The organism is Flagellimonas nanhaiensis (assembly GCF_003382275.1).
Classification (GTDB): domain Bacteria; phylum Bacteroidota; class Bacteroidia; order Flavobacteriales; family Flavobacteriaceae; genus Flagellimonas; species Flagellimonas nanhaiensis.
Window position 1 is genome coordinate 164,247 of sequence record NZ_QTJX01000001.1, and the last position, 20,524, is coordinate 184,770.

At 38.7% G+C, this 20,524-nt stretch carries 16 protein-coding genes; 9 read left to right on the forward strand and 7 right to left on the reverse strand.

Annotation, left to right across the window (positions count from 1 at the left end; genetic code table 11):
* Window positions 1-30: 30 nt before the first annotated feature.
* A complete protein-coding gene (locus DX873_RS00820; protein WP_116183762.1) occupies window positions 31-3,057 on the forward strand; it encodes an aminotransferase class III-fold pyridoxal phosphate-dependent enzyme in 3,027 nt (1,008 codons plus the stop codon).
* Between the two features lie 408 nt (window positions 3,058-3,465).
* Here DX873_RS00820 and DX873_RS00825 read toward each other — a convergent pair whose 3' ends face one another.
* Window positions 3,466-4,659: an alpha/beta fold hydrolase gene (locus DX873_RS00825; RefSeq protein ID WP_116182640.1), complete on the reverse strand. Its 1,194-nt coding sequence runs from the start codon at window positions 4,657-4,659 to the stop codon at window positions 3,466-3,468.
* 119 nt (window positions 4,660-4,778) lie between these two features.
* Here DX873_RS00825 and DX873_RS00830 point away from each other — a divergent pair, with 119 nt between their 5' ends.
* From DX873_RS00830 to DX873_RS00855, 6 genes are read left to right on the forward strand one after another with little or no spacing between them, the layout of a single operon-like run.
* A complete protein-coding gene (locus DX873_RS00830) occupies window positions 4,779-5,690 on the forward strand; it encodes an alpha/beta fold hydrolase (protein WP_116182641.1) in 912 nt (303 codons plus the stop codon).
* A gap of 8 nt (window positions 5,691-5,698) precedes the next feature.
* Window positions 5,699-6,343 carry a class I SAM-dependent methyltransferase gene (locus DX873_RS00835; RefSeq protein WP_116182642.1) on the forward strand — a complete coding sequence of 215 codons (645 nt, stop codon included), beginning with the start codon at window positions 5,699-5,701 and terminating at the stop codon, window positions 6,341-6,343.
* Complete coding sequence (locus tag DX873_RS00840) at window positions 6,330-7,205, forward strand: alpha/beta hydrolase family protein (protein ID WP_116182643.1); 876 nt, start codon at window positions 6,330-6,332, stop codon at window positions 7,203-7,205. Before DX873_RS00835 ends, DX873_RS00840 begins: the two co-directional genes overlap by 14 nt.
* Before the next feature lie 24 nt (window positions 7,206-7,229).
* The gene (locus DX873_RS00845; RefSeq protein ID WP_116182644.1) at window positions 7,230-8,600 is read left to right on the forward strand and encodes an APC family permease; all 1,371 of its coding nucleotides are present in this window, start codon (window positions 7,230-7,232) and stop codon (window positions 8,598-8,600) included.
* A 25-nt stretch (window positions 8,601-8,625) separates the two neighbouring features.
* A complete protein-coding gene (locus DX873_RS00850) occupies window positions 8,626-9,540 on the forward strand; it encodes a phosphate/phosphite/phosphonate ABC transporter substrate-binding protein (protein ID WP_181899410.1) in 915 nt (304 codons plus the stop codon).
* A gap of 3 nt (window positions 9,541-9,543) precedes the next feature.
* Window positions 9,544-10,614, forward strand: coding sequence for a class I SAM-dependent methyltransferase (locus DX873_RS00855; RefSeq protein ID WP_116182646.1), 1,071 nt, complete (start codon window positions 9,544-9,546; stop codon window positions 10,612-10,614).
* A 34-nt stretch (window positions 10,615-10,648) separates the two neighbouring features.
* On the opposite strand, the gene DX873_RS00860 is transcribed toward DX873_RS00855, so the two are convergent.
* The 5 genes from DX873_RS00860 to DX873_RS00880 all read right to left on the reverse strand — a co-directional run bounded on the left by DX873_RS00860 (window position 10,649) and on the right by DX873_RS00880 (window position 17,335).
* Complete coding sequence (locus DX873_RS00860) at window positions 10,649-11,767, reverse strand: MBL fold metallo-hydrolase (protein WP_116182647.1); 1,119 nt, start codon at window positions 11,765-11,767, stop codon at window positions 10,649-10,651.
* A gap of 224 nt (window positions 11,768-11,991) precedes the next feature.
* Window positions 11,992-12,435, reverse strand: coding sequence for a hypothetical protein (locus DX873_RS00865; protein WP_116182648.1), 444 nt, complete (start codon window positions 12,433-12,435; stop codon window positions 11,992-11,994).
* Window positions 12,436-12,487: 52 nt separating this feature from the next.
* Window positions 12,488-13,615, reverse strand: coding sequence for a PilN domain-containing protein (locus tag DX873_RS00870; protein ID WP_147296581.1), 1,128 nt, complete (start codon window positions 13,613-13,615; stop codon window positions 12,488-12,490).
* Between the two features lie 92 nt (window positions 13,616-13,707).
* On the reverse strand, window positions 13,708-15,912 hold the full coding sequence (locus DX873_RS00875) for a type II secretion system protein GspD (protein ID WP_116182650.1): 2,205 nt from the start codon (window positions 15,910-15,912) through the stop codon (window positions 13,708-13,710).
* Between the two features lie 4 nt (window positions 15,913-15,916).
* Complete coding sequence (locus DX873_RS00880; protein ID WP_116182651.1) at window positions 15,917-17,335, reverse strand: GspE/PulE family protein; 1,419 nt, start codon at window positions 17,333-17,335, stop codon at window positions 15,917-15,919.
* Window positions 17,336-17,373: 38 nt separating this feature from the next.
* Here DX873_RS00880 and DX873_RS18790 point away from each other — a divergent pair, with 38 nt between their 5' ends.
* A complete protein-coding gene (locus DX873_RS18790; RefSeq protein ID WP_181899411.1) occupies window positions 17,374-17,529 on the forward strand; it encodes a hypothetical protein in 156 nt (51 codons plus the stop codon).
* Window positions 17,530-17,809: 280 nt separating this feature from the next.
* Here the strand turns inward: DX873_RS18790 and DX873_RS00890 are convergent, their stop codons facing one another.
* Complete coding sequence (locus tag DX873_RS00890) at window positions 17,810-18,247, reverse strand: general secretion pathway protein GspG (RefSeq protein WP_116182653.1); 438 nt, start codon at window positions 18,245-18,247, stop codon at window positions 17,810-17,812.
* A 529-nt stretch (window positions 18,248-18,776) separates the two neighbouring features.
* Here DX873_RS00890 and DX873_RS19045 point away from each other — a divergent pair.
* Window positions 18,777-20,486, forward strand: a complete 1,710-nt coding sequence (locus DX873_RS19045; protein WP_147296582.1) for a fibronectin type III domain-containing protein — start codon at window positions 18,777-18,779, stop codon at window positions 20,484-20,486.
* Window positions 20,487-20,524 lie beyond the last annotated feature (38 nt).

Below are 20,524 nucleotides of genomic sequence, written 5' to 3' on the forward strand. Positions count from 1 at the left end.
AATGTGCAATCAAGAAACATGCTTTTGCCCATGGAGTACCAGATATTAAAAGTTAGCCCAGAACAAGCAGAAAGTATTCTACTACAATTATTTAATATTGAAGGAAGTGCTTCTTCATTGCCGGGTGAAATCGACTTTAACTTTAAGATAAAAACAACAAATGGCGATGGTTATATCCTTAAAATTTCCCGAGTAGATGAGGACACGGACTATCTGGATTATCAGCAACAATTGTTGCAATATGTTGAAAAAAAAGGTGGGGAATTAATTTCCCCCAGAGTTGTTAAGGATAAAAATGGAAAAACCATTTCCGAATACACGGATGACCAGGGAAACATCAGAAAAGTTAGGTTGCTCAGCTGGATTTCGGGACGGTTATGGAGCAAGGTAAACCCCCAAATGGATGAACTGCGTTTTACTCTTGGGAAGCAATGTGGACTATTAACAACCGCCCTACAGGCATTTGACCATCCGTTGGCACATAGAGACTTTGAATGGGATGTGGCTAAGGCCCTTTGGACCAAACAACATCTTGATTTATTTAATAAGGAAGAAAAGGAAATACTCTCCTATTTTATAGAGTTGTTTGAGAATTACCAGCATTCTTATTCAAAACTTCAAAAATCGATTGTTCATAATGATGCCAATGATAACAATATCATTGTCACGGGTGACTTGGTTAATACAAAGGTAAAAGCCTTTATTGATTATGGTGATGCGATACATACCCAGGTTATCAATGACGTGGCCATTGCATGTGCCTATGCCATCATGAACCATAATGAAGCTTTGGATGCGGCTTTGCCCATTGTAAAAGGATACCATGCTACCTTTCCTTTAACGCAAGAAGATTTAGAACATTTGTATGTAGCCATTGCCATGCGATTGGCCATTTCGGTGACCAAATCTGCGTTGAACAAAATAAAGGAACCAGACAACACCTATTTGTTGGTAAGCGAAAAACCAGCCTGGGAAGTGCTAAGAAAATGGTTTAAAATCGACCCAGATTTTGCACATTATTGTTTTCGTCAAGCTTGTGGCTTAACTGCCCATCCTCAAAAAGAAAAATTTGATGAATGGGCGCAACAAAATAGCTTTTCGCTTGAATCTCTGTTTCCAACAGCGCCCGGTAACAATGTGTTCCAGGTTGATCTCAGTGTTTCCAGTCTTTGGGTTGGACACCAAGAAGAATTCAATGATTTGGAATTGCTCCAGTTCAAATTTGAAAGACTTCAAAAAGAACATCCCGATAAAGTCATTGCAGGTGGTTATCTAGAACCTAGGGCGCTTTACACATCATCCGCTTATGATAAAGCTGGAAATAGCGGTAGAGAAAGTAGAACTGTACATCTTGGGGTCGATTTCTGGTTGCCTAGCGATACTCCGGTGCACGCCTTGTTCGATGGTGAGGTCGTAACTGCAACGAATGATGAAGGGGACAAAGAATACGGTGGCTTGGTAATTTTAAAACATAGTTTTAACCAGCTAGAGTTTTATACCCTCTACGGACATTTGTTGCCTGAAAGTGCTACTCAACATAAAATTGGAGACCTAATTAAAAAGGGAGGGCGTATCGGTGTTTTAGGGAATTTTCCTGAGAACGGAAACTGGGCACCCCATCTTCATTTCCAAATTATGTTCTCGATGCTTGGCTATAAAAACGATTTTCCCGGGGTGGCCTATCCTAATCAGCTAGCTGTTTGGAAAGATTTATGCCCAGACCCCAATCACCTTTTCAAAATAGAAAACCTTAAGCCACCAAAAAGAGCTGATGACAAATCTGTAATCGATTTTAGAAAAAAACATCTAGGGAAAAGTCTATCCCTTCAATATAAAAGACCAATTAAAATGGTGAGGGGCTCTGGTCAATATTTAATAGACCAACACGGGCGAAAATACTTGGATACGGTTAACAATGTGGCCCATGTTGGACATGAAAACCATGCTGTGGTCAAGGTGGGACAGCAACAAATGGCCTTGCTCAATACCAATTCCCGCTATTTACACGAAAATATCAATGCTTTGACCGAAGAACTGCTTGAAACCCTTCCACCAGAACTATCTGTTCTTCATTTTGTGAACTCTGGAAGCGAAGCAAACGAACTGGCCATTCGGATGGTTAAAGCAGTAACCGGAGAGAAGGACATTATCGCTTCTGAAGTGGGGTACCACGGAAATTCCAATATGTGTGTAGACATTAGCTCTTATAAGTTTGATGGAAAAGGAGGTTCAGGTGCACCTGAGCATACCCATATTTTTCCATTGCCCGATGCTTTCCGTGGAAAATATAGAGGAAAAGACACTGGTAAACTATATGCCAAGGAAGTCCAGAATCAAATTGAAGCTATACATGCGAAGGGCAGAGGAATGGCCGCATTTATCATAGAACCTATCATTAGTTGTGGAGGTCAGGTTGAATTACCTGATGAGTTTCTGCGTTTGGCCTATGAACATGTCAGAAAAGCTGGAGGGCTTTGTATTTCTGATGAGGTTCAGGTAGGCTGTGGCCGCATGGGCAGAACTTTCTGGGGTTTCCAACTGCACAATGCAACCCCTGATATTATTACCATAGGTAAACCTTTGGGCAATGGACATCCATTGGCGGCTGTGGCCTGCACGTTGGAGGTAGCGGAAAAATTTGACAATGGCATGGAGTATTTCAACACCTTTGGCGGCAATCCGGTGTCTTGCGCCATAGGAACTGAGGTGCTTCGAACCATAAAAAGGGAAAAACTACAGGAAAATGCGCATACCGTAGGAACCTTCCTTAAGGAAGAACTGAAAAAGCTAAGTCCCGAATTTCCAATACTTGGTGATGTTAGGGGACAAGGCCTCTTTTTAGGTTTTGAATTGGTGGATGCCAATTTGAAGCCACTTGGTGATAAAGCTGACTATTTGATCAACCGTATGAAGGATCATGGAATTTTGATGAGCACTGATGGCCCGGACCATAATGTCATAAAAATTAAACCACCACTTGTCTTTTCTATCGAAAATGCCGAAGAACTGATTTTTTACCTAAAAAAAGTTTTTGCTGAAGATTTTATGATAGCTTAAATCTTACTTACAATAAAACTTGTCGGTTTATGACACCCATTATGAAAAAAATGCAAATGGAAAGCACCAAACAACATATGGCTGCGTTCAGATTAGCAGGTACAGAAAATTCTTTTTTGAGATTGTTCACTATGGTTTTCATGGGGTAATATTTTATAACAAAGATTTGAATACCTCTTGATGGTGCCATAAGCAATCGATAAATGCAAAAAAGGAGGGTTAAACGGTAATGGGTTGGATTTTAGTCGAAAAATGAAGCACTTTAACCAGTTTTTTTATCGGAAAATGGCGGCGGATTAACCTTTTTTTGGCCAACGAACAATTTCCTAAGCTACAGGAGTGTGGTCTACAATCAAAGTTCACCGCAAATGCCAAAAAAATGCTGTCATCTATAACTAGAAGAAAGGTTTACAACATTTTGTTCCTGTATTCCATTGGGGTCATTTGGTGTTGGCGCTTAAAAGCAACAGAGAAGTTATTGGCATGGGTGTAGCCTACTTTTTCGGCTATGGATGCCACGGTTTCTTTGGGGTCCATAAGAAGCTCACAGGCTTTCTCAAGACGTACAGTGGTCAAAAAACCGATTACCGGAGTCTGAAATAGCGCTTTAAATCCCAATTTTACTTTGTAATCGTTTATTCCAAATTCTTTACAGAGGTCTTTTATTGAGATGTCCTCCTGAAAGTTATTTTGGATGTGGTCCTTGATTTCATAAAGCTTAAAAATATCCTCTATGTTCAAACTATCCAATTTGGAATCAGTTACCGCTTTTCCATCAGTTAAAAATGTTTGGATGGCCATAAGTTCGTTTCGCTGTATCCCAAACCATGGTAAATGGTCGCTTCCCTCGGACAATAAAAATTGAGAATTGGGAATTTGCTCATGCATAAATTTGCTATGGCCATATTCAATGAGGCTGTCCTGTTTTCGGTGCAATAACAATGTTGGACAAGTCACTTTCTCCAAATTCTCCCGTACATCAATACCTATATTCATTTCATAGAACATTTTGGCGGTCTTTGGGCTGGCGCTTCTTCTAAGAAAACTGGCCCACTGGTTTTGCGCCCTTTGATCATTTGCTACACTTGGTGCCATCAAATTAAGACCTACAGGTTCTCCCCAATGTTCAAAAATATGCTGTTTGATTCTCTGGTGTTGTTCTTCCGAATGTCCAAACGGATAATCTTCGGACTTTATCCATTTGGAAAAGCTTCCAACCAGAATAAGCTTGCTGACCATATTGGGATAGTTGGCCGCTAAATGTACCGCAAGTGGCCCGCCTTCAGAAAGCCCAAGAAAATTTGCAGTGCTAACACCGATAGCCGACAAGATTATCCGAAGATCATCAGCTCTTTGCTTCAAATTTGGCAATGCATTTTCATTCACGGTATCAGATAGTCCGGTACCTCGTTTATCAAACAATACCAGCTTGCTAAACGAAGCCAAATATTTGAGCCAAGCGGCCAATTGGGGAATGTTCCAACACTCCTCAATATTGGAGACCCACCCGGGAATAAAAACCAAATATTCTCCCTTTTGCCCTACTACTTGGTAGGCCAAGTTGATATCTCCAGAACGGGTATATTTTGTTTCCGGCGGCATAGTGGGTAAATGTAAACATTGTTTCAAGGCCTAAAAAATCCTTTTCTAATAGAATTGAATCCCCAATGCAGATGCAAATGCCTATTTGACGCCCATACTTTTGTTCAAAAGCACTGAGAATGATTTATGTGACCATTGTATTTCTTTTAATGGTATTTGCAATAGGAGGTCAAATACAACGAGACATTCCTTTGGAAAAGCTAACCGGTCCATTTTCTGATGAAGATTCAAAATTCTTTCTATGGAATGGGGTTCAGATTCACTATAAGGATGAGGGAAAAGGAGAACCCATAGTATTGCTGCATGGCTCATCATCCTCATTGCATACCTGGGATGGACTTACCAAGATGCTTAAATCAGACTTTAGAATTGTCCGAGTGGACCTTATCGGTTTTGGTTTGACGGGTCCAAATCCCAAACAAGATTATTCCCTTGAGATGTACATGGATTTCATCAACAGCTTTGCTGACCATTTGGGACTACCCAGTTTTACAATTGTTGGAAATTCTTGGGGTGGCATGTTGGCCTGGAACTTTGCGGCACAGAACCCACAGCGTATATCGAGCATGGTATTGATTAATTCTGCGGGGTTAAAAATGAAGACGGTGCCCACTAGGTTCAAACTGGTAAAAACCAGTATGGGAAGATGGATTCTAAAAAACACCATGTCAAAATGGATGGTGAAAAAAGGAATAAAGGAAGTGTATCATCAACCATCCAAAATAGATTCCGAGCTGGTTGAGCGATATCAATCATTGACCTTACGGGAAGGAAATAGAAAGGCATTTGTTGACATTGTACTTGCCCGGAAGCTACCGGACATCAATAAGTTGCTCAAAATAAATGTCCCCACTCTGATTCTCTGGGGAAGATATGACCTGCTATACCCTTTAAAACAAGCCCGAAGGTTCAAAGAGCTTCTTGCCAAGTCACAGTTGAAAATAATTGAAAATACTGGCCATGTGCCGATGGAGGAGGCTCCTTTGGCGTGTGGCAGGGAGATAAAAACATTCATAAAGTCTTTACAATAGAACTAATCATGTGTACAAAAAAAGTAATGGAAGGAAACCCTGTTAGAGGAAGAATAAATTCTTGGCTATTGGCCATATTGGATGGGTATATGCATTTGTTATATGGAAAACGCAAACGAAATCTATTTAGGAAGCTTCCCAAAACCGTTGTTGAAATTGGCTCGGGGTCAGGTGCCAATATGAGGTATTTGCCTAAGGGAACCCATTTGATCGCTATAGAACCCAATAAATATATGCACAGCAGATTGCATAAAAAGGCAAAAAGAAATCAGGTGAACATTCAAATTTTGCCCAATTCTGCTGAAGCGATGCAAATTGATAGTAACAGTGTGGATGCCGTTGTCAGTTCCTTGACTTTGTGTACAATACCAGATGAGAATAAGGCTTTACAAGAAATTGAGCGAATTCTAAAACCGGGAGGTAGGTTCATCTTTGTTGAACATGTTGGAGCAAGGAAAGGCAGTCTACTCCTAAAACTTCAAAAACTGGTGTTTAGACCTTGGTTTTGGTTTTTTGAAGGGTGCCATACCCATAAAAATATTGGGGAAACTCTTCGGCAGTCCAATTTTTCAGAGGTCAATATTGAAAATTTCATGTTCTACAGCCCTTTTGTGCCCATTACCACCCAAATTTCTGGATATGCAATCAAATAAAACTGAGGGTTGCACAAGTGAGAACGGGAATATCCATTTTGAAGGAAGAACCATTGATTATACTCTATGGAGAAGCCCAAAAAGCTCAAAAGCAGTACTGATAGCTCCAGCTATGGGCGTTTCCCGAAGGTTTTATGGAAAAATTGCACAATACTTTGCCCAATTGGGTTACAGCACAATCACTTTTGATTATTACGGAATGGTAGGCAAAAACAACTATGATGACTATGGTCCGGTTAGACTAAAAGATTGGGGCATCAAGGATATTGACACGATAATTGGATTTGCACTAAAGGAGTTTAGCGGGCAAGAATACTTTTTCCTTGGGCACAGCATTGCAGGCCAATTATTCCCGTTGGCGGCTAGAAGCAATAAGATCAGTCGCGCATTTTTTGTAGCGTCCCAAAATGTGAGCCAACAAAATTGGGAAGGTCTTTCAAAACTTAAGGTGGGTCTGTTCTGGAATTTGATTGTTCCACTTTGCTGTGGACTGTTTGGTTACGTTCCTGCTCTGGCCTATGGGGGCAAGTACAGCTTGGACCAATTTATAGCAAAAGATTGGGCCAATTGGGGGAAAAGTCAAAACGGAATTTTAAGTAAAGTTCCCCAAGCATTGTCCAAGTATACTGCTATTGATGTGCCCACCAAGTTTTTAAGCTTTTCCGATGACCGAATGTTGGCGCCATTAAAATCTGTGGAGCATCTATTCGAATCTTATGGTAGTTCGTGTAAAGAGCATGAGCACATCAACCCAAAAAGATTAGATAAAGCCTCAATCGGTCATTTCAATTTTTTCAAGCAGGAATACGCTTTCCTATGGCCCAAAATTGATGCATGGTTTATAAAAAAGCAACAAAACTAAAGAGTAACCCATTACATAAAGAAAATGACGGATAATAAACTTCTAAAAACATTGAATTCAAAAGACATAGCTATTGCAGGAATTGCAGTAGTAGTAGCCGCCAGCAGCATGGTAACAGATTTCACTGGATTTGTGGAACTGGGACTGGGATTTGCACTTTCATTATTGATAGGCTTTTTGATTCATTTGGCTTTGGGCTATAGCTTAAGCAATTTGGCATCCAAATATCCAAAAGCGGGAACACTTTTCAATTATTCAAAAGAAATAATAAAAGGCAAAAAGGGAACCTACATGGGTCTATTTCTGGGACTTACATTTTATATGGGTGTGAGTTTTGGTATTTCTGCCGAGGCCAATGCCGGTGCCTTTGCACTCAAAAAACTTGTAGGTCTGGAAATACCAGATATGTGCTATGTCCTTTTTCTTTTTCTATTGGGGGTAATTCCCAATATCTTCAATGTAAGAACATCTGCTAAAGTGGCCGGTGCAATATTGATTGTAATGTTGGCCATAAGATGGTATTTTGGGCTGAAGGGCTTTTTTTCTGGGCAATGGGATGTGCACAACCTGGCCGATACTCCAATTTTGCTATGGGGCGACAATGGGATTCTCACTAAAGGATTGGCCTTGGGAATATGGACCTTTGTGGGAATTGAATTCTGTGCCTCATTCGCTGAAGAGGTCAAAAACCCCAAAACAATGATATTTAAAGGAATACTGATGGCCCTTTTGGTCATCTTGTCAACTTCCTTGATCATGGGAATGGGAGTTATTGGTACATTACCCAAAACCGATTGGTTGGCCATTGTACAATCTGATCTTGGATGTGCAGGAGATTGTCCTCAATTGGCTGTGGGATATCAGATGATGGGCAATACAGGTTTATGGGTCATGGCCTTAGGCTCAGTCTTGGCAACCATAAGTTCATTGATTGTTGTTTTTTCGGCTATGCCAAGATTGTTGTTTGGTATAATCAGGGATGGTAATTTCCATGGAAAACTTCCCATTTTCATTAAAAGAATCAATCCAAGAAGTCATACCCCGATCAATGCGATTTTAATTTCACTTGCCCTGTATGTTATTCCATCAATGTACTCGCAACATGTGGGGGAATGGGTGATTGCTGCGGCCTACATTGGACTTATGATGTACGGGTGCTATCATTTTTACTTTGGATTGAGCCTATACAGGCACAAGGGCAAAATACTTCCTTTGATACTAGGTATCATAGGTGTTCTCCTTAGCGGATTGACCATTTTTATTGTGTTTTACGGGGCGCATTCCAATTATGGATTAAAAACACTTTGGGTATTGGGAGCATCCTTGTTGATTACCCTAGTTCTGAGTCATAAAAGAAGTTCTGAAAAAATTCGGGCAAAACTTCACAAATCTTAATACTCTAATGATAAAAGAGAAAAATATGCAGAAATTAATATTGTATGGTTTTGTCCTCATATTTGGCGTCTTAGCTTTTGCCCAAGAGAAAGATACATTAGTTGTGGCAACCTATAGATATGCCTTAAATGACCGTATAGAAAATCTTAAACCGCTTTCTGGATATCTATCCAAATTATTCCAAGTGAATGTTACAACGAAAAGCTATCAGACTTCAAGAGAACTGATTAAAGCCATTCATAGAGAAGAAGTGGATATAGCTTTCATAAACACTTTTGGGTATCTCTTGTTGGCTTCTGATGATAAAACTATGGAACCCTTGGCTACACTCAAGGTCCATAGAAAGGCAAAGGATAATTACAAAACAGTGCTTTTGGCCAACAAATCAGTCGAAATAAGTGATTTGCAGAGTTTAAGAGGTAGGGCTGAGGAACTAAGTATAATGTTTGTTAGCGAAACATCTACCTCCGGAAATTTGGTTCCGCGACTGATACTGAGCTCGATTGGGTTGAATTCACCTGAGAGTCAATTCAAGCAACTGTTTTATGGCCAAAATCATGCGAACACCTTAGAACAATTATCTAGAGGTAAAGTTGACGTATGTGCCGTGGGTAGTACGGAGTATTTCAAACAAATTGAAAGTAATCCAGGTCTAAGAGATAAGATTAATGCTATTTTCTTATCGGATGAGATTCCACTTGGTCCGGTTTTGGTGAGAAAGAGTTTATCTAAATCTTTCAAGAGAAAATTCACACGGTTACTGCTTCGGCTTCACACTAAGAATAAGAAGGTTCTAGAGGCTATAAAATCTGGGTGGTCTGAAGCCAAAAAAACCAAAAACTTCATCAAAATTGATGATTCGTACTACGATTCCTTTAGACAGTTAAATGGAAATGAGATAGACTTAAAACTGATTTTGACCAAATTTTCAAAACCTTAAAATATGTGTGTTGCTTGTGAAATGAACTTGGAGCAAATGGAATCATTCGCGCAAAGAATGATGCAGATTATCAACGAAGGCTCTTTGGGGTTGATGATTTCCCTTGGGCATAGAACAGGCCTGTTTGAGTGCATGAAAACCATGGAATGGGCCACGAGTGTGGAGATTGCAAAAGTAGCTAACCTTAATGAGCGCTATGTGAGGGAGTGGCTCGGTGCCATGGCGGTAGGAAGAATTGTAACCGTGGACAATACAGGAAAATTATTCAATTTGCCCAAAGAACATGTACCTTTTTTAACCAGAGAAGGTGGGAATAACATTGCGGTCTACGCACAATATTTATCTGTTATGGGTGGGGTAGAGGATAGACTTGTTCAATGTTTTGAAACAGGAGAGGGGATTGCATATGAAGCCTATGATAGATTTCATGAGGTCATGGCAGAAGATAGCGAACAAACTGTTTTGAGCTCACTTGTTGAAGATATCATTCCTTTGGTGCCGAATGGTTTGGAGAAACTGGAAGAAGGCATCAGTGTACTTGATGTTGGATGCGGAAGTGGCAAAGCTTTGCTTATGCTCGCGGAGCATTTTCCAAATAGTAATTTTGAAGGACTCGATCTCTGTGGCCCTCCCATTAAAAGTGCCCAAGAAATTGCTATGCAAAAAGAGCTAAAAAATGCAATTTTTGAGCAGACAGACCTTACAAATTTTGAATTTGAAAGGAAGTATGATTTGATAATGGCCTTTGATGCTATCCATGATCAAGCAAGACCAGATTTGGTCCTAAAGTCCATTCATGGGGCGTTGGAGACCAATGGTATTTTTTTAATGCAGGATATTGACGCTTCTGAGAACGTTTGCAATAATTTAGATCTTCCTTTAGGAAGCATGTTGTATGCTGCATCTTGCATGCACTGCATGCCTGTATCGTTGGGGCAAAATGGTATGGGATTGGGAGCTATGTGGGGCGTGGAAAGAGCAGGGCGCATGCTTACGGAGGCTGGTTTTACCTCAGTTAAAGAACATAGATTGGAGCACGATGTTCAAAATTGTTACTTCGTGGCACATAAATAGTGATCAAGAAAAGGCTGAAACTTTAAATTACCTCCTATGGGTTATTAGGTTGTTCCCACCAATGTTCCGATTCATTATTGAGATTCCCTAGGATAATCGGTTCTCCTATTTTGGGGCTTATCATATGAATTTGTAATTCTCTGGCCTTTTTTGAAACTCGTTCAATGGGGTCTGTCCAGGAATGCAGGGCAAGTTTGAATGCTCCCCAATGAATGGGCATAATTGTTTTTGCTTTAACATCGAGCCCGGCTTGGGCTGTTTCCTCAGGGAACATGTGGATATCTGGCCACATTTTGTTGTATTGGCCACATTCCAACATAGCAAAATCAAATGGACCGTAAATATTACCAATTTCCTTAAAATGTGGGGAGTAACCACTATCTCCACTGAAAAAGATACGCTCACTCTCAGAAAGGATAACCCATGAGCTCCACAATGTACTTTGCCTATTATTGAATTTTCTTCCAGAAAAGTGTTGTGCAGGAGTACAAACAAATTGAAGGTCATCAAAGTAGGTGTCCTGCCACCAGTCCATCTCCATGATAGCATCCTTGGGAACATTCCATGACTCAAGATGAACACCCACACCTAAAGGAACATAGAATTTACCAACTTTGTCTTTCAGTTTCTGAATGGACTCATAATCCAAATGGTCATAGTGATCGTGAGAGATAAGGACAGCATCAATTTTTGGGAGTTTTTCTATTGCAATAGGGAGTTCTTTATTAAATCGAGATCCACCCAGCCAAGGATGGGGAGCTGGAACGTCTCCCAGCATAGGATCTATCAAAATGTTTTTGGAATTGATCTGCAACAGAAAAGACGAATGCCCAAACCAAATCAAACGAGTTTGAGAGGTGTAGTCCGCTATGCTGGTTGAATCGATTTTTTCAACTGAAAGATTCTGCCCAGGCCGTCCATTTTCCACCGAGGAAAAGAAGAATTTTCTCGTCATGGTAAGCAGCTCGGAAAAACTGGGGTCTTTCGGAACGTCCTCAGTGTTCTTAAAAATCCCTTCCCCAAACTGTTTTGAAGAAGCGTATTGTTGCTTTCGTTCATCCGAAACATCACCACCAAACGAAGGATTAAAGTTCACAAATAAGAAATATGCAAGAATAAGGATGCCTATAAGCACCAAAGTGTATATTAACATTCGCTTTAGGAGTTTTAGGAGTATTCTCAAAATGTTGATGATTTAATACGGAAGGGACATAGATTCCCATGTTTTCCAAATGTTTTGCTTACTCAAAGCAATAAATTTAATGTAATCTATTGTCTTGGTTCAATTTTTTGGTTTACTCTGACAGAATTGCCGAATTTTGTTCAGCTGCAAATACATTGAACCTTCATAGTTAGAAACAAGAACAGTTATCGGTCCTACTCTATTTTTTGAATGAATATAGTAGCCTCCAAGAAGTTTTTGGAGGTTCTGTAATTCTTTTGCTTAACAAAGTTTACATGAACAATTTCCCCAAAGCTGGATTGACTTTCAATTGAGTTTATGCTCTTTACAATGGATAGAAAATCGCCTCTTAGTACCAAATCATATGTGGTAAAGGAACTACTGTTGGTCTCATAGATATGAGGGGAATTAAAATCAATAATTTTAATATGGTTTTCCTTGGCCACCTCATTTACAAACCTTAATAGGTTGTTCTCCATAGATTTGTTCTCAAGATTCAATGCCAGAAGAATTGAGTCCAATGAAGACTCTTTTTTTGTAAGAGCGAATAATTGTTGTGAGATATTCTCGAATTGCTGTTCTTCCGTTTTTAGGTTTAAATATTCTTTTCTTAATGTCCATGTTTTTTGGATTGCCATTTTATAACATAATAATAGCACAGTAATAAAGACCCCTCCAAGTAGAAGAATTTTATTTCTTGATTTCCGTAACATGGACTAATATCTTAAAATTTGAGCTTGTTTCATTTTCGTAATCATAATCCCGCGTCTTCAGCGACTCTATCCAAGGTAATTTTTCCAAATTTGAAATCCATTCTGAAAAATCACTATTGTTCCTGCAGATTCCTATAACCTGTATGGTTTGTTCTTTCAGTTCTATTGATTTTGAAGGCCTAACAGGCTTGGATAATGGTTGATAGATGAGTTCTTCTAGAAGAATACTTTCAGGAACAGTAACAGCCAGTCTATCTAGATAAAAAGATGTCTTGGAATTAGAGAAAGACAGTATTGCCTCAACTTTCTTTTCCTTTTCGGCTACTTCAGAAGTAATTCTGGTTAGACTTGTTTTATTCTCGTCCTTAAGTAGTGTATTCTGTTCTAGTTGTTGTATTTTCTTGAAATAATAACTGAAAAAGACAAAGTTGACCAACAGCAATATTAATATGGTCACTATAGAGGATTGCAAAAGAATTCCATAAACTTTTTTGTCTCGATGTTGAGTTCCTAGCTTGGAATTCAATTCATTAAGGTTTGATTGCGTTTTCTGGTCTCCCGATAGAAACTTAAGAACTACCGAAAAAGAAAGTAAAGCAGAGTTGCTGAGTCGTAACCCATTGACATCGTATTCCACAGGAGCATTGTCATTGTTCTCGGTGATTGAAATGTAAGGCGCCAAATTGCTATGCAAAGAGATCTTTTCTGAATTTGTGAGCACGTAATCATCCTTAACGAAGTCCCATATTTCACTGAGAGAGGTTGGGCCGATAGATATTCCGGCTATATGAAGTTTTATTTTCTTAAAGTAATCAACGAAACCTTCAACAATTTCCCTTTTAACAACACTTAATATTAGGCTTTGATTCAAATGAACAGCCTGAAAATAAAAGTTTTCAAAGTTTAAACCTGGAAAGCTTTTTTCTACTGCGGTCATGACCTTTCCGGTTGGGTCAGATTCCAAAACTTTGGTTATGACTTTATCGGTATTGCAAACAAAATAGAGAGGATGATTTTTACGTGCAAATTCCTGAAGTAGTTCAATGTTGTCAAGTTGATGATTGTTTAGAACTATCAGATCACCTTTCTTTTTACTGATTTCCAATAACCGAAATTTAACGGAACCCTGGTACTGGTATGCCTCCAGACCATAAAAAGTAATCCCTTTTAAAACGTATGTTTTTAATCGTTCTAACACTAGTATATTACAGTAGGTTTTATTAGAATGGTAAGCTTTTGCTTAGAATCTTCTCTTTTTCTTTTACTGAACAACCATTTCAGTATTGGGATTCTTGCTAAAAAGGGAACACCACTACCGCTATCATTCTTTACTTTTTCCTCTAGGCCACCTAAAATTGCCAAATCTTGGTTTTGCATTCGTATTATAGAGCTGAATTCTCTTGAGGTAAGCCCAGGGGGAGCTTCATCTTCAATACGGTCACCACTAAAATCTGATTGGATGACATTGATATCTAGAGTAACTTGACCATTACCGGAAACCAAGGGTTTAATACTTATGGCCAATTCTGCATCTATAGGTTGAAAATTTCTGATTTCTGATGTGCTTGGAATTTGTGAGCCGTAAAAACTTTGGCTGGTTACTACATAATATGTGGTTTCACCTATTGACAGATTGGCTCTATGCCCATTTAAGGTTGATAATTTTGGAGTAGATTTTATTTTTATGTTTCCATTTGCCTCCATTGCTTTTATGGTGGCAAAAAATTCGGGAACAACCCTTCCAATATTAAAAGAGCCAAAGCCATCAAACCCTCCAATTATCTTGTTTACAGTTTTAGCTCCTAATGTAAGATTGGTCTCCGGAAATATTCCGCCAGAGGTTTCAACTGGATTTTCTCCGATTCCCCAGCTAATTCCTGTTTCAACAGTAGCAGATTTTCTTACTTCTATTAACATGACCTCAATAAGGACAACAGGTACAGGTCTATCAATCTCCTTTATGAACTTCTTAAACCTGTTAATGCTGGCAGCAGGTCCGCTGATCAAAAAACTGTTAAGCTCGAAATCAATTTTGATATCTAGGTCAGCAACAACATCATCAGGAAGTATACTTACTATTGCCTCAGCGTTGGAGGCATAATCATTGAATTGATTACTTCGAGTATTGATGCTTCTTGTATTAGCAGAATTTTGTCCAAAATTCCCCTGAGGGGTGCCAAACGCGTTTGGGCTGTTTTGAAAACCACCACCTCCAAGGTAATTTATTCCTCCTGCAACAGTTCTTCCCGCAGATCTCCTATAGCCAGATGATTGCATTGGGTCCCCCAAAAGCTCCACCGACCTGTGCATCATTTGTACAACCTCTAATTTGCGGACACTTAGTTGGTCTGCTGTACCAAAAAAATACAGGTCATTCTCTTTCTTAAAGGTAAAATTCAATGAGTTTAATTGAGGTGTGAGATTTAAATTTGTGTCGGCTCTGTTCCTTGTTGGACCATTGGGACTACCAATTGGTTGTGTTTGGACACTGGAAGGTTTGTTTTCAAATATTTTGGTCAATAAATCATCAAAATAAATTTGCTTAGCCTTAATGGTTACATTTCCAGCTGATGTTAGCGGAGCTGCGAGATAAATATCCAGATCAAGATCCAAACTAATTTCTTTTACCACTTGCGCAATGGGAACATCTATAAAATCTACATTTAAAAGTCTATTGATAGTATCCAATACCTCATACTGAAAACTGTTATTTCTTAAAAAGCTTGTTCTTGAACCTTTGGCAATATCTTCATTATTCAAAACCACTTGGTTGAACAAATAAAACCCGTCTCTAGATTTAGAAAATTTCAAATTGTTGGCTTCCGCAAGTTTCTCCATAGCCAAATCGTAAGGCACCTTCTTTATATAGAGTGTTAACGGAATGTTTTCCATACCATCACTATACAACATGTTTTGTCCTGTAACATCGGTTAGTTTTCGAAACACTTTTTCCAGCGGGTCCTCTTTTAGGTCCATTGAAATAAGGTTGTTCAACGCTTCAAATTCAACTTGAATTACTTTTTCAGGAATAATCTCTGGGGGTGGTTGATACTTTTGGATGGAAAGGATATTTCCAGTGAAATTAATATCAAGGTGATACTGTTTACATAAAAAAAGTAAAAGGTCTGCAACGGTTACATTGGAGAAATTGTTTACAATATTGATTCCCTGAAGGGACGGGTCAATATTAATGTTTACTTTGTGCACTTGTGATACCGCTAATAGAAAGTTGGTTAGTGATACACTGTTAACATTGATGTCAAGTTTCAGATTTTCAGAGAGCCCCGGGTTGTCAATAGTCAAGACCTCAAGATTGTTTTTGATTTTTTGTATTCTATTCTCCTCTTGACCGAAGGTTAGAAATACAAAAAATAATAGTATTGGGAGCAAATAGTTTTTCATATAATCAGTTCATTAGCAAAGGGTAGATTTCTTCAATCGAGGTAGCTCCCTTTTCAACAAGAATGAGGGCATTTTGCCTTAGGGTTGTAACATTGCCTTTAATAAAATAGTTGTCTATTTCCAAGGAATTATCTTTGATATGGGGAATTAGGTCATTTGTAATTGGAATGACCTCATATATCGCTTTCCTACCACTATAACCAGTATGGTGGCAATCTTGACAACCAATGGGTTTAAAATGATAGGTCAAGCTTTTAGGGGGAATAAAATTGTCCGGGAATAAACTTTGAGTTGTCTTTTCTTTCTTCTTGCAGGAGTTACATAGTTTTCTAACCAAACGTTGTGCTACACTAATATTCAAGGTACTTGCTATAAGAAATGGAGGGATGCCCATATCTATCAATCTTGAGATGGTCGCCCATGCAGAATTAGTATGGATTGTTGATAAGACCAAATGTCCGGTAAGGGCGGCCCTAATGGCCATATTGGCTGTTTTTACATCTCTGATTTCTCCTACCATGATTATATCTGGATCCTGACGTAAAAATGTTCTTAAAGCACTTGCAAAATCCAACCCTATGTTTTCCTTAAGTTGTACCTGGTTTACCCCTTCTAGAGTGTATTCTATGGGGTCCTCAATGGTTAAAATATTGGTTTTTGTATCATTTAGCAGTTTTAGCGTGGCATATAGGGTTGTTGTTTTTCCAGAACCAGTAGGACCAGAAATCAATACAATACCATTGGGCTTTTTTATTGCTTCTTTATATGTTCTTAATTCACTTTTGTTAAAACCTAGATCCTTCAACGAAATGGTATTTGTGTCCTTGTTGAGAATCCTTAATACTATTTTCTCCCCAAAAAGAGTCGGAAGTGTTGAGGCACGAATATCAAATTCTACTCCTTTAGATTTCATTGTAATTCGCCCATCTTGCGGTAGTCTCTTTTCGGCTATATCCAGTTCTGCGCGAATCTTTATTTTATTAATGATCGATGGATATTCGTTTAATGGGATATTGAACTGTTCAATTAATTTACCATCCAATCTAAAACGGACCCTACAGTGATTCTCATAAGGCTCAAAGTGAATATCACTACTCCCAACTGCTTTAGCATTGAAAATGATTTTCTCTAAAAAATCGGGAGTATAGTGCAACTCACTATTTTGGAATTGCGCTTTGCGATAGTTCGCCGTTAAAAAATCCTGTAATTCTGATGTAGGCAGTTTTTCAAGTTTTGTGGAAAGTCCTAAGACTATTTCCAATTCTGATGCCAGCTTTTCAGGATTATCATTATCCGTCCAAAAAGTAACAACGCCATTTTTTTTGATCTTAGGTACGATTCTATAAAAGAAGGCTTGCTCGGCTGTAATTAACTGAATCAAATTTTTGTCTACCAGAAACTTTTCGCTCGTATCAATGGCCATATAATACAGTAGTATTAAAAAATAAATCAAACGAGAATATGAGAATTAAAAAAGTACCCATTAAACCTGCCAATGGAATTGTTCTGAGTTTAAACCTGTTCTTGATTGAAAGAAAAGTAAATAGGGAAAAAAGAATGGCACATACAAAAAGAACCACAAATGAAGTACTTGGAAATCCTAATGCAAAAGCATAAAAGAAGAGAATATCTCCAAGGCCAATACTATGGTCCAAGAAAGCCTTCTTTGCTATCAGATTGGTATAGATATACAAAATAGCTATAACACAACTAACCAATATACAGTTTATGACCATATAGTAAACAAAGACTTTCCAATGAATGGTATTTGTAAAATGAATGAAAGCAGATAACACCGCAATAAGAGGAAAAATATACCACAGCACCCTTCTTTCTTTAAAGTCTTGATATGCCATAAATCCCAGACTCACAATAAGTAACAGTTTAATAGGTGTAATCAATCCTTAATAACTTGTTTGGGGTTTCCAGTTTGGTCAACTTCCCAAACATTCATGATACCATCTCCATCAAAATCAGTAATTGCTTCGGCCCGAGCTTTAAATGTTGAGTTGTCCGCTGAAATTATTTCATAGACATAGTTGGCAGTCCCATTTTCCATCACTGTTTTTGGAGCTTCAAAATCCAACTCATCCATTATGTTGGAATATTTGCTGTTCATGTAACGGTAAGTGGTTTGGGCGTTGTAAATAGCCTTTAATTGGACTTGGGCTTCCACACTTTTGGCTTTAGATATCAAGGGCATTAGATTGGGAAGTGCAAGTAAAAGCAAAATCCCAATGATAGCCAGTACAATTAGTGTTTCTTGAAGGTTGATTGCGGCTATTTTTCTATCCCATTTTTTTTCTCGATTTGATTTAATATGGAGGTTGTTCATGAATACGGGTCAAAGAAATTATTAATCAATTTACCAAATGTATCTTACTTGAAAAGTAGCTTTTTTCGTGTATATATTAATATAATATTCGTATTTTTTTTTGAAATATTAAGATATTGTTAACTCTCTATAATGTTGTTTAAGCACAATCAATTGAAAGTCATAATGTTAACAATGAATCGTAAATTCCTTCGTAAAAAACATTTCATTTCTCATACATAAGTAGGAAAATATTTATTAATTTTTGTCGGAATAAATAATATTAATAACCAGCCAGAATTTCCGATGAGTATTAAAAAGTATTCTAAGAAAACTACTTTTTTTTCGTGCTTGATATCCAAAGTCAACAGAAGATTACTAAAACTCTTACCGATTTTCAATTTTGTTTTCTCTGTTCCAAAAACTCATGAAAGGAACAATAGAAATAATGCCTCTGAGGTAAACTGCACAATAGAGCTGATTATTTATTGGAATTGTACAAATAAATCTTTAGTCCATATAAAAAACACAATAACATATTAAGTTGATTATGAAACATTTTAAAATTTACATCCTATTTGGTTTGAGTGTGCTAGGGATAGCATCAGTTCAATCACAACAACTTCATACCCATAGCAATGCTGCTAGTATGAGCAATGAGGCTAACTCGGTATCAGGATGGGGAGGTAGCGCCACAGAAAGCTCGGTTTCTTCAGAAGTGTATTCAGGAAGTTATAGTATCAAGTTGGAATCGCCCAACAATGGATGGAATTATGCAGCCTATACTTTTGCTACCACGGCAAATGAACAATATGTCGTCACGTTCTACGCCAAGAGTGCCAGCTCTAGCAATCCTGCACTCTACTGGGGTGGTGGTGGAGTTGTGGAAAACCAGAAAATTGATATCACAAGCTCAAACTGGACGCAATATTCCAAAACTGTTACGGCAAACGGTACCAACATAGCACTTAATATATATCCAGGATCTCCTGCGCTTGCCGGGGAAAGTGTATATATAGATTACTTTTCCATAACTCCTTTGAGCGGAGCAGACACCCAGGCCCCCACCGCGCCATCACTTCTGAGCAATGGCCAGACAGACACAACCGTAGACCTATCGTGGAGCGGGGCTACTGACAATACCGGGGTTACCAATTACAAGGTTTTCAAGGACGGTGTCCTAGAAACCACCTTGGGTAATGTCTCTAGCTACCAGGTAACAGGACTTACAGCGAGTACCGCTTATAGTTTTACCGTTACGGCCCTTGATGCCGCAGGCAATGAGAGTGTGGCTAGCAACGCAGTCCCGGTGACCACGAGCTCCACCTCCGGTGGTGGAACCACAGGAGGGCATTGGACGCAGGATGGCACAAATATTTATTACAATGATGGAAATGTGGGGATAGGGACAACAAATCCCTCGGAGCTTCTGGATATCAACGGAAATATTGAGGTCAACAGGATGGTAAAGATAGACGGCCATGGGGCTGTTGGATCGCTTCAGATTATGGACAATACAGACACGGGTACATATGATGTGTTGCTACGGGGCGATGCGGGCAGTTCATATATAAAATCGGGAAGTTTTGGTATTGGCACTTCCAATCCGTTGTCCAAAGTACACATATTTAATGGCTCATCTGGGCAAAATCCCCATAACTACTCTGATTTGTCTGTTGAGGATACGGATCATGTTATGATTTCCTTAATGACTTATAATACTAAGCAGGCCTACTATGGCTTTGCAGATACGGATGATGGTTTTGTAGGCGGAATTCAGTACAGTCATCCAGATGATGCGCTTCATTTTAGGGTTAACAATCATTCTTCAGATATGATGATTGATGCCAGTGGTAATGTTGGCATCGGTACTACTTCTCCAGATGCAAAACTAGCAGTAAAAGGCAACATCCATGCAGAGGAGGTCAAGGTAGACCTTTCGGTGCCAGGTCCGGACTATGTGTTCAAAGAGGATTATGACCTCAAATCCTTGGAAGAAGTCCAAAACCATATCAAAGCACATGGGCATTTGCCCAACATTCCATCGGCCAAAGAAATGGAGGCTAACGGCATTGATCTTGGAGAAATGAATATGAAGTTATTGGAGAAGATCGAGGAGTTGACGCTTTACATTCTTGAACAGGAGAAAAAACTAGAAATTCAAAATTTCCAAATTGAAAAGCTTGAAAATAAAGATAAAAGGATAGTTGAGTTGGAAAACCGGCTTAAAAAAATAGAACAATTTTTAAACCAAGATTAATGAGAGTTTTATTCTCAATATGTATTGCGTCAACGACA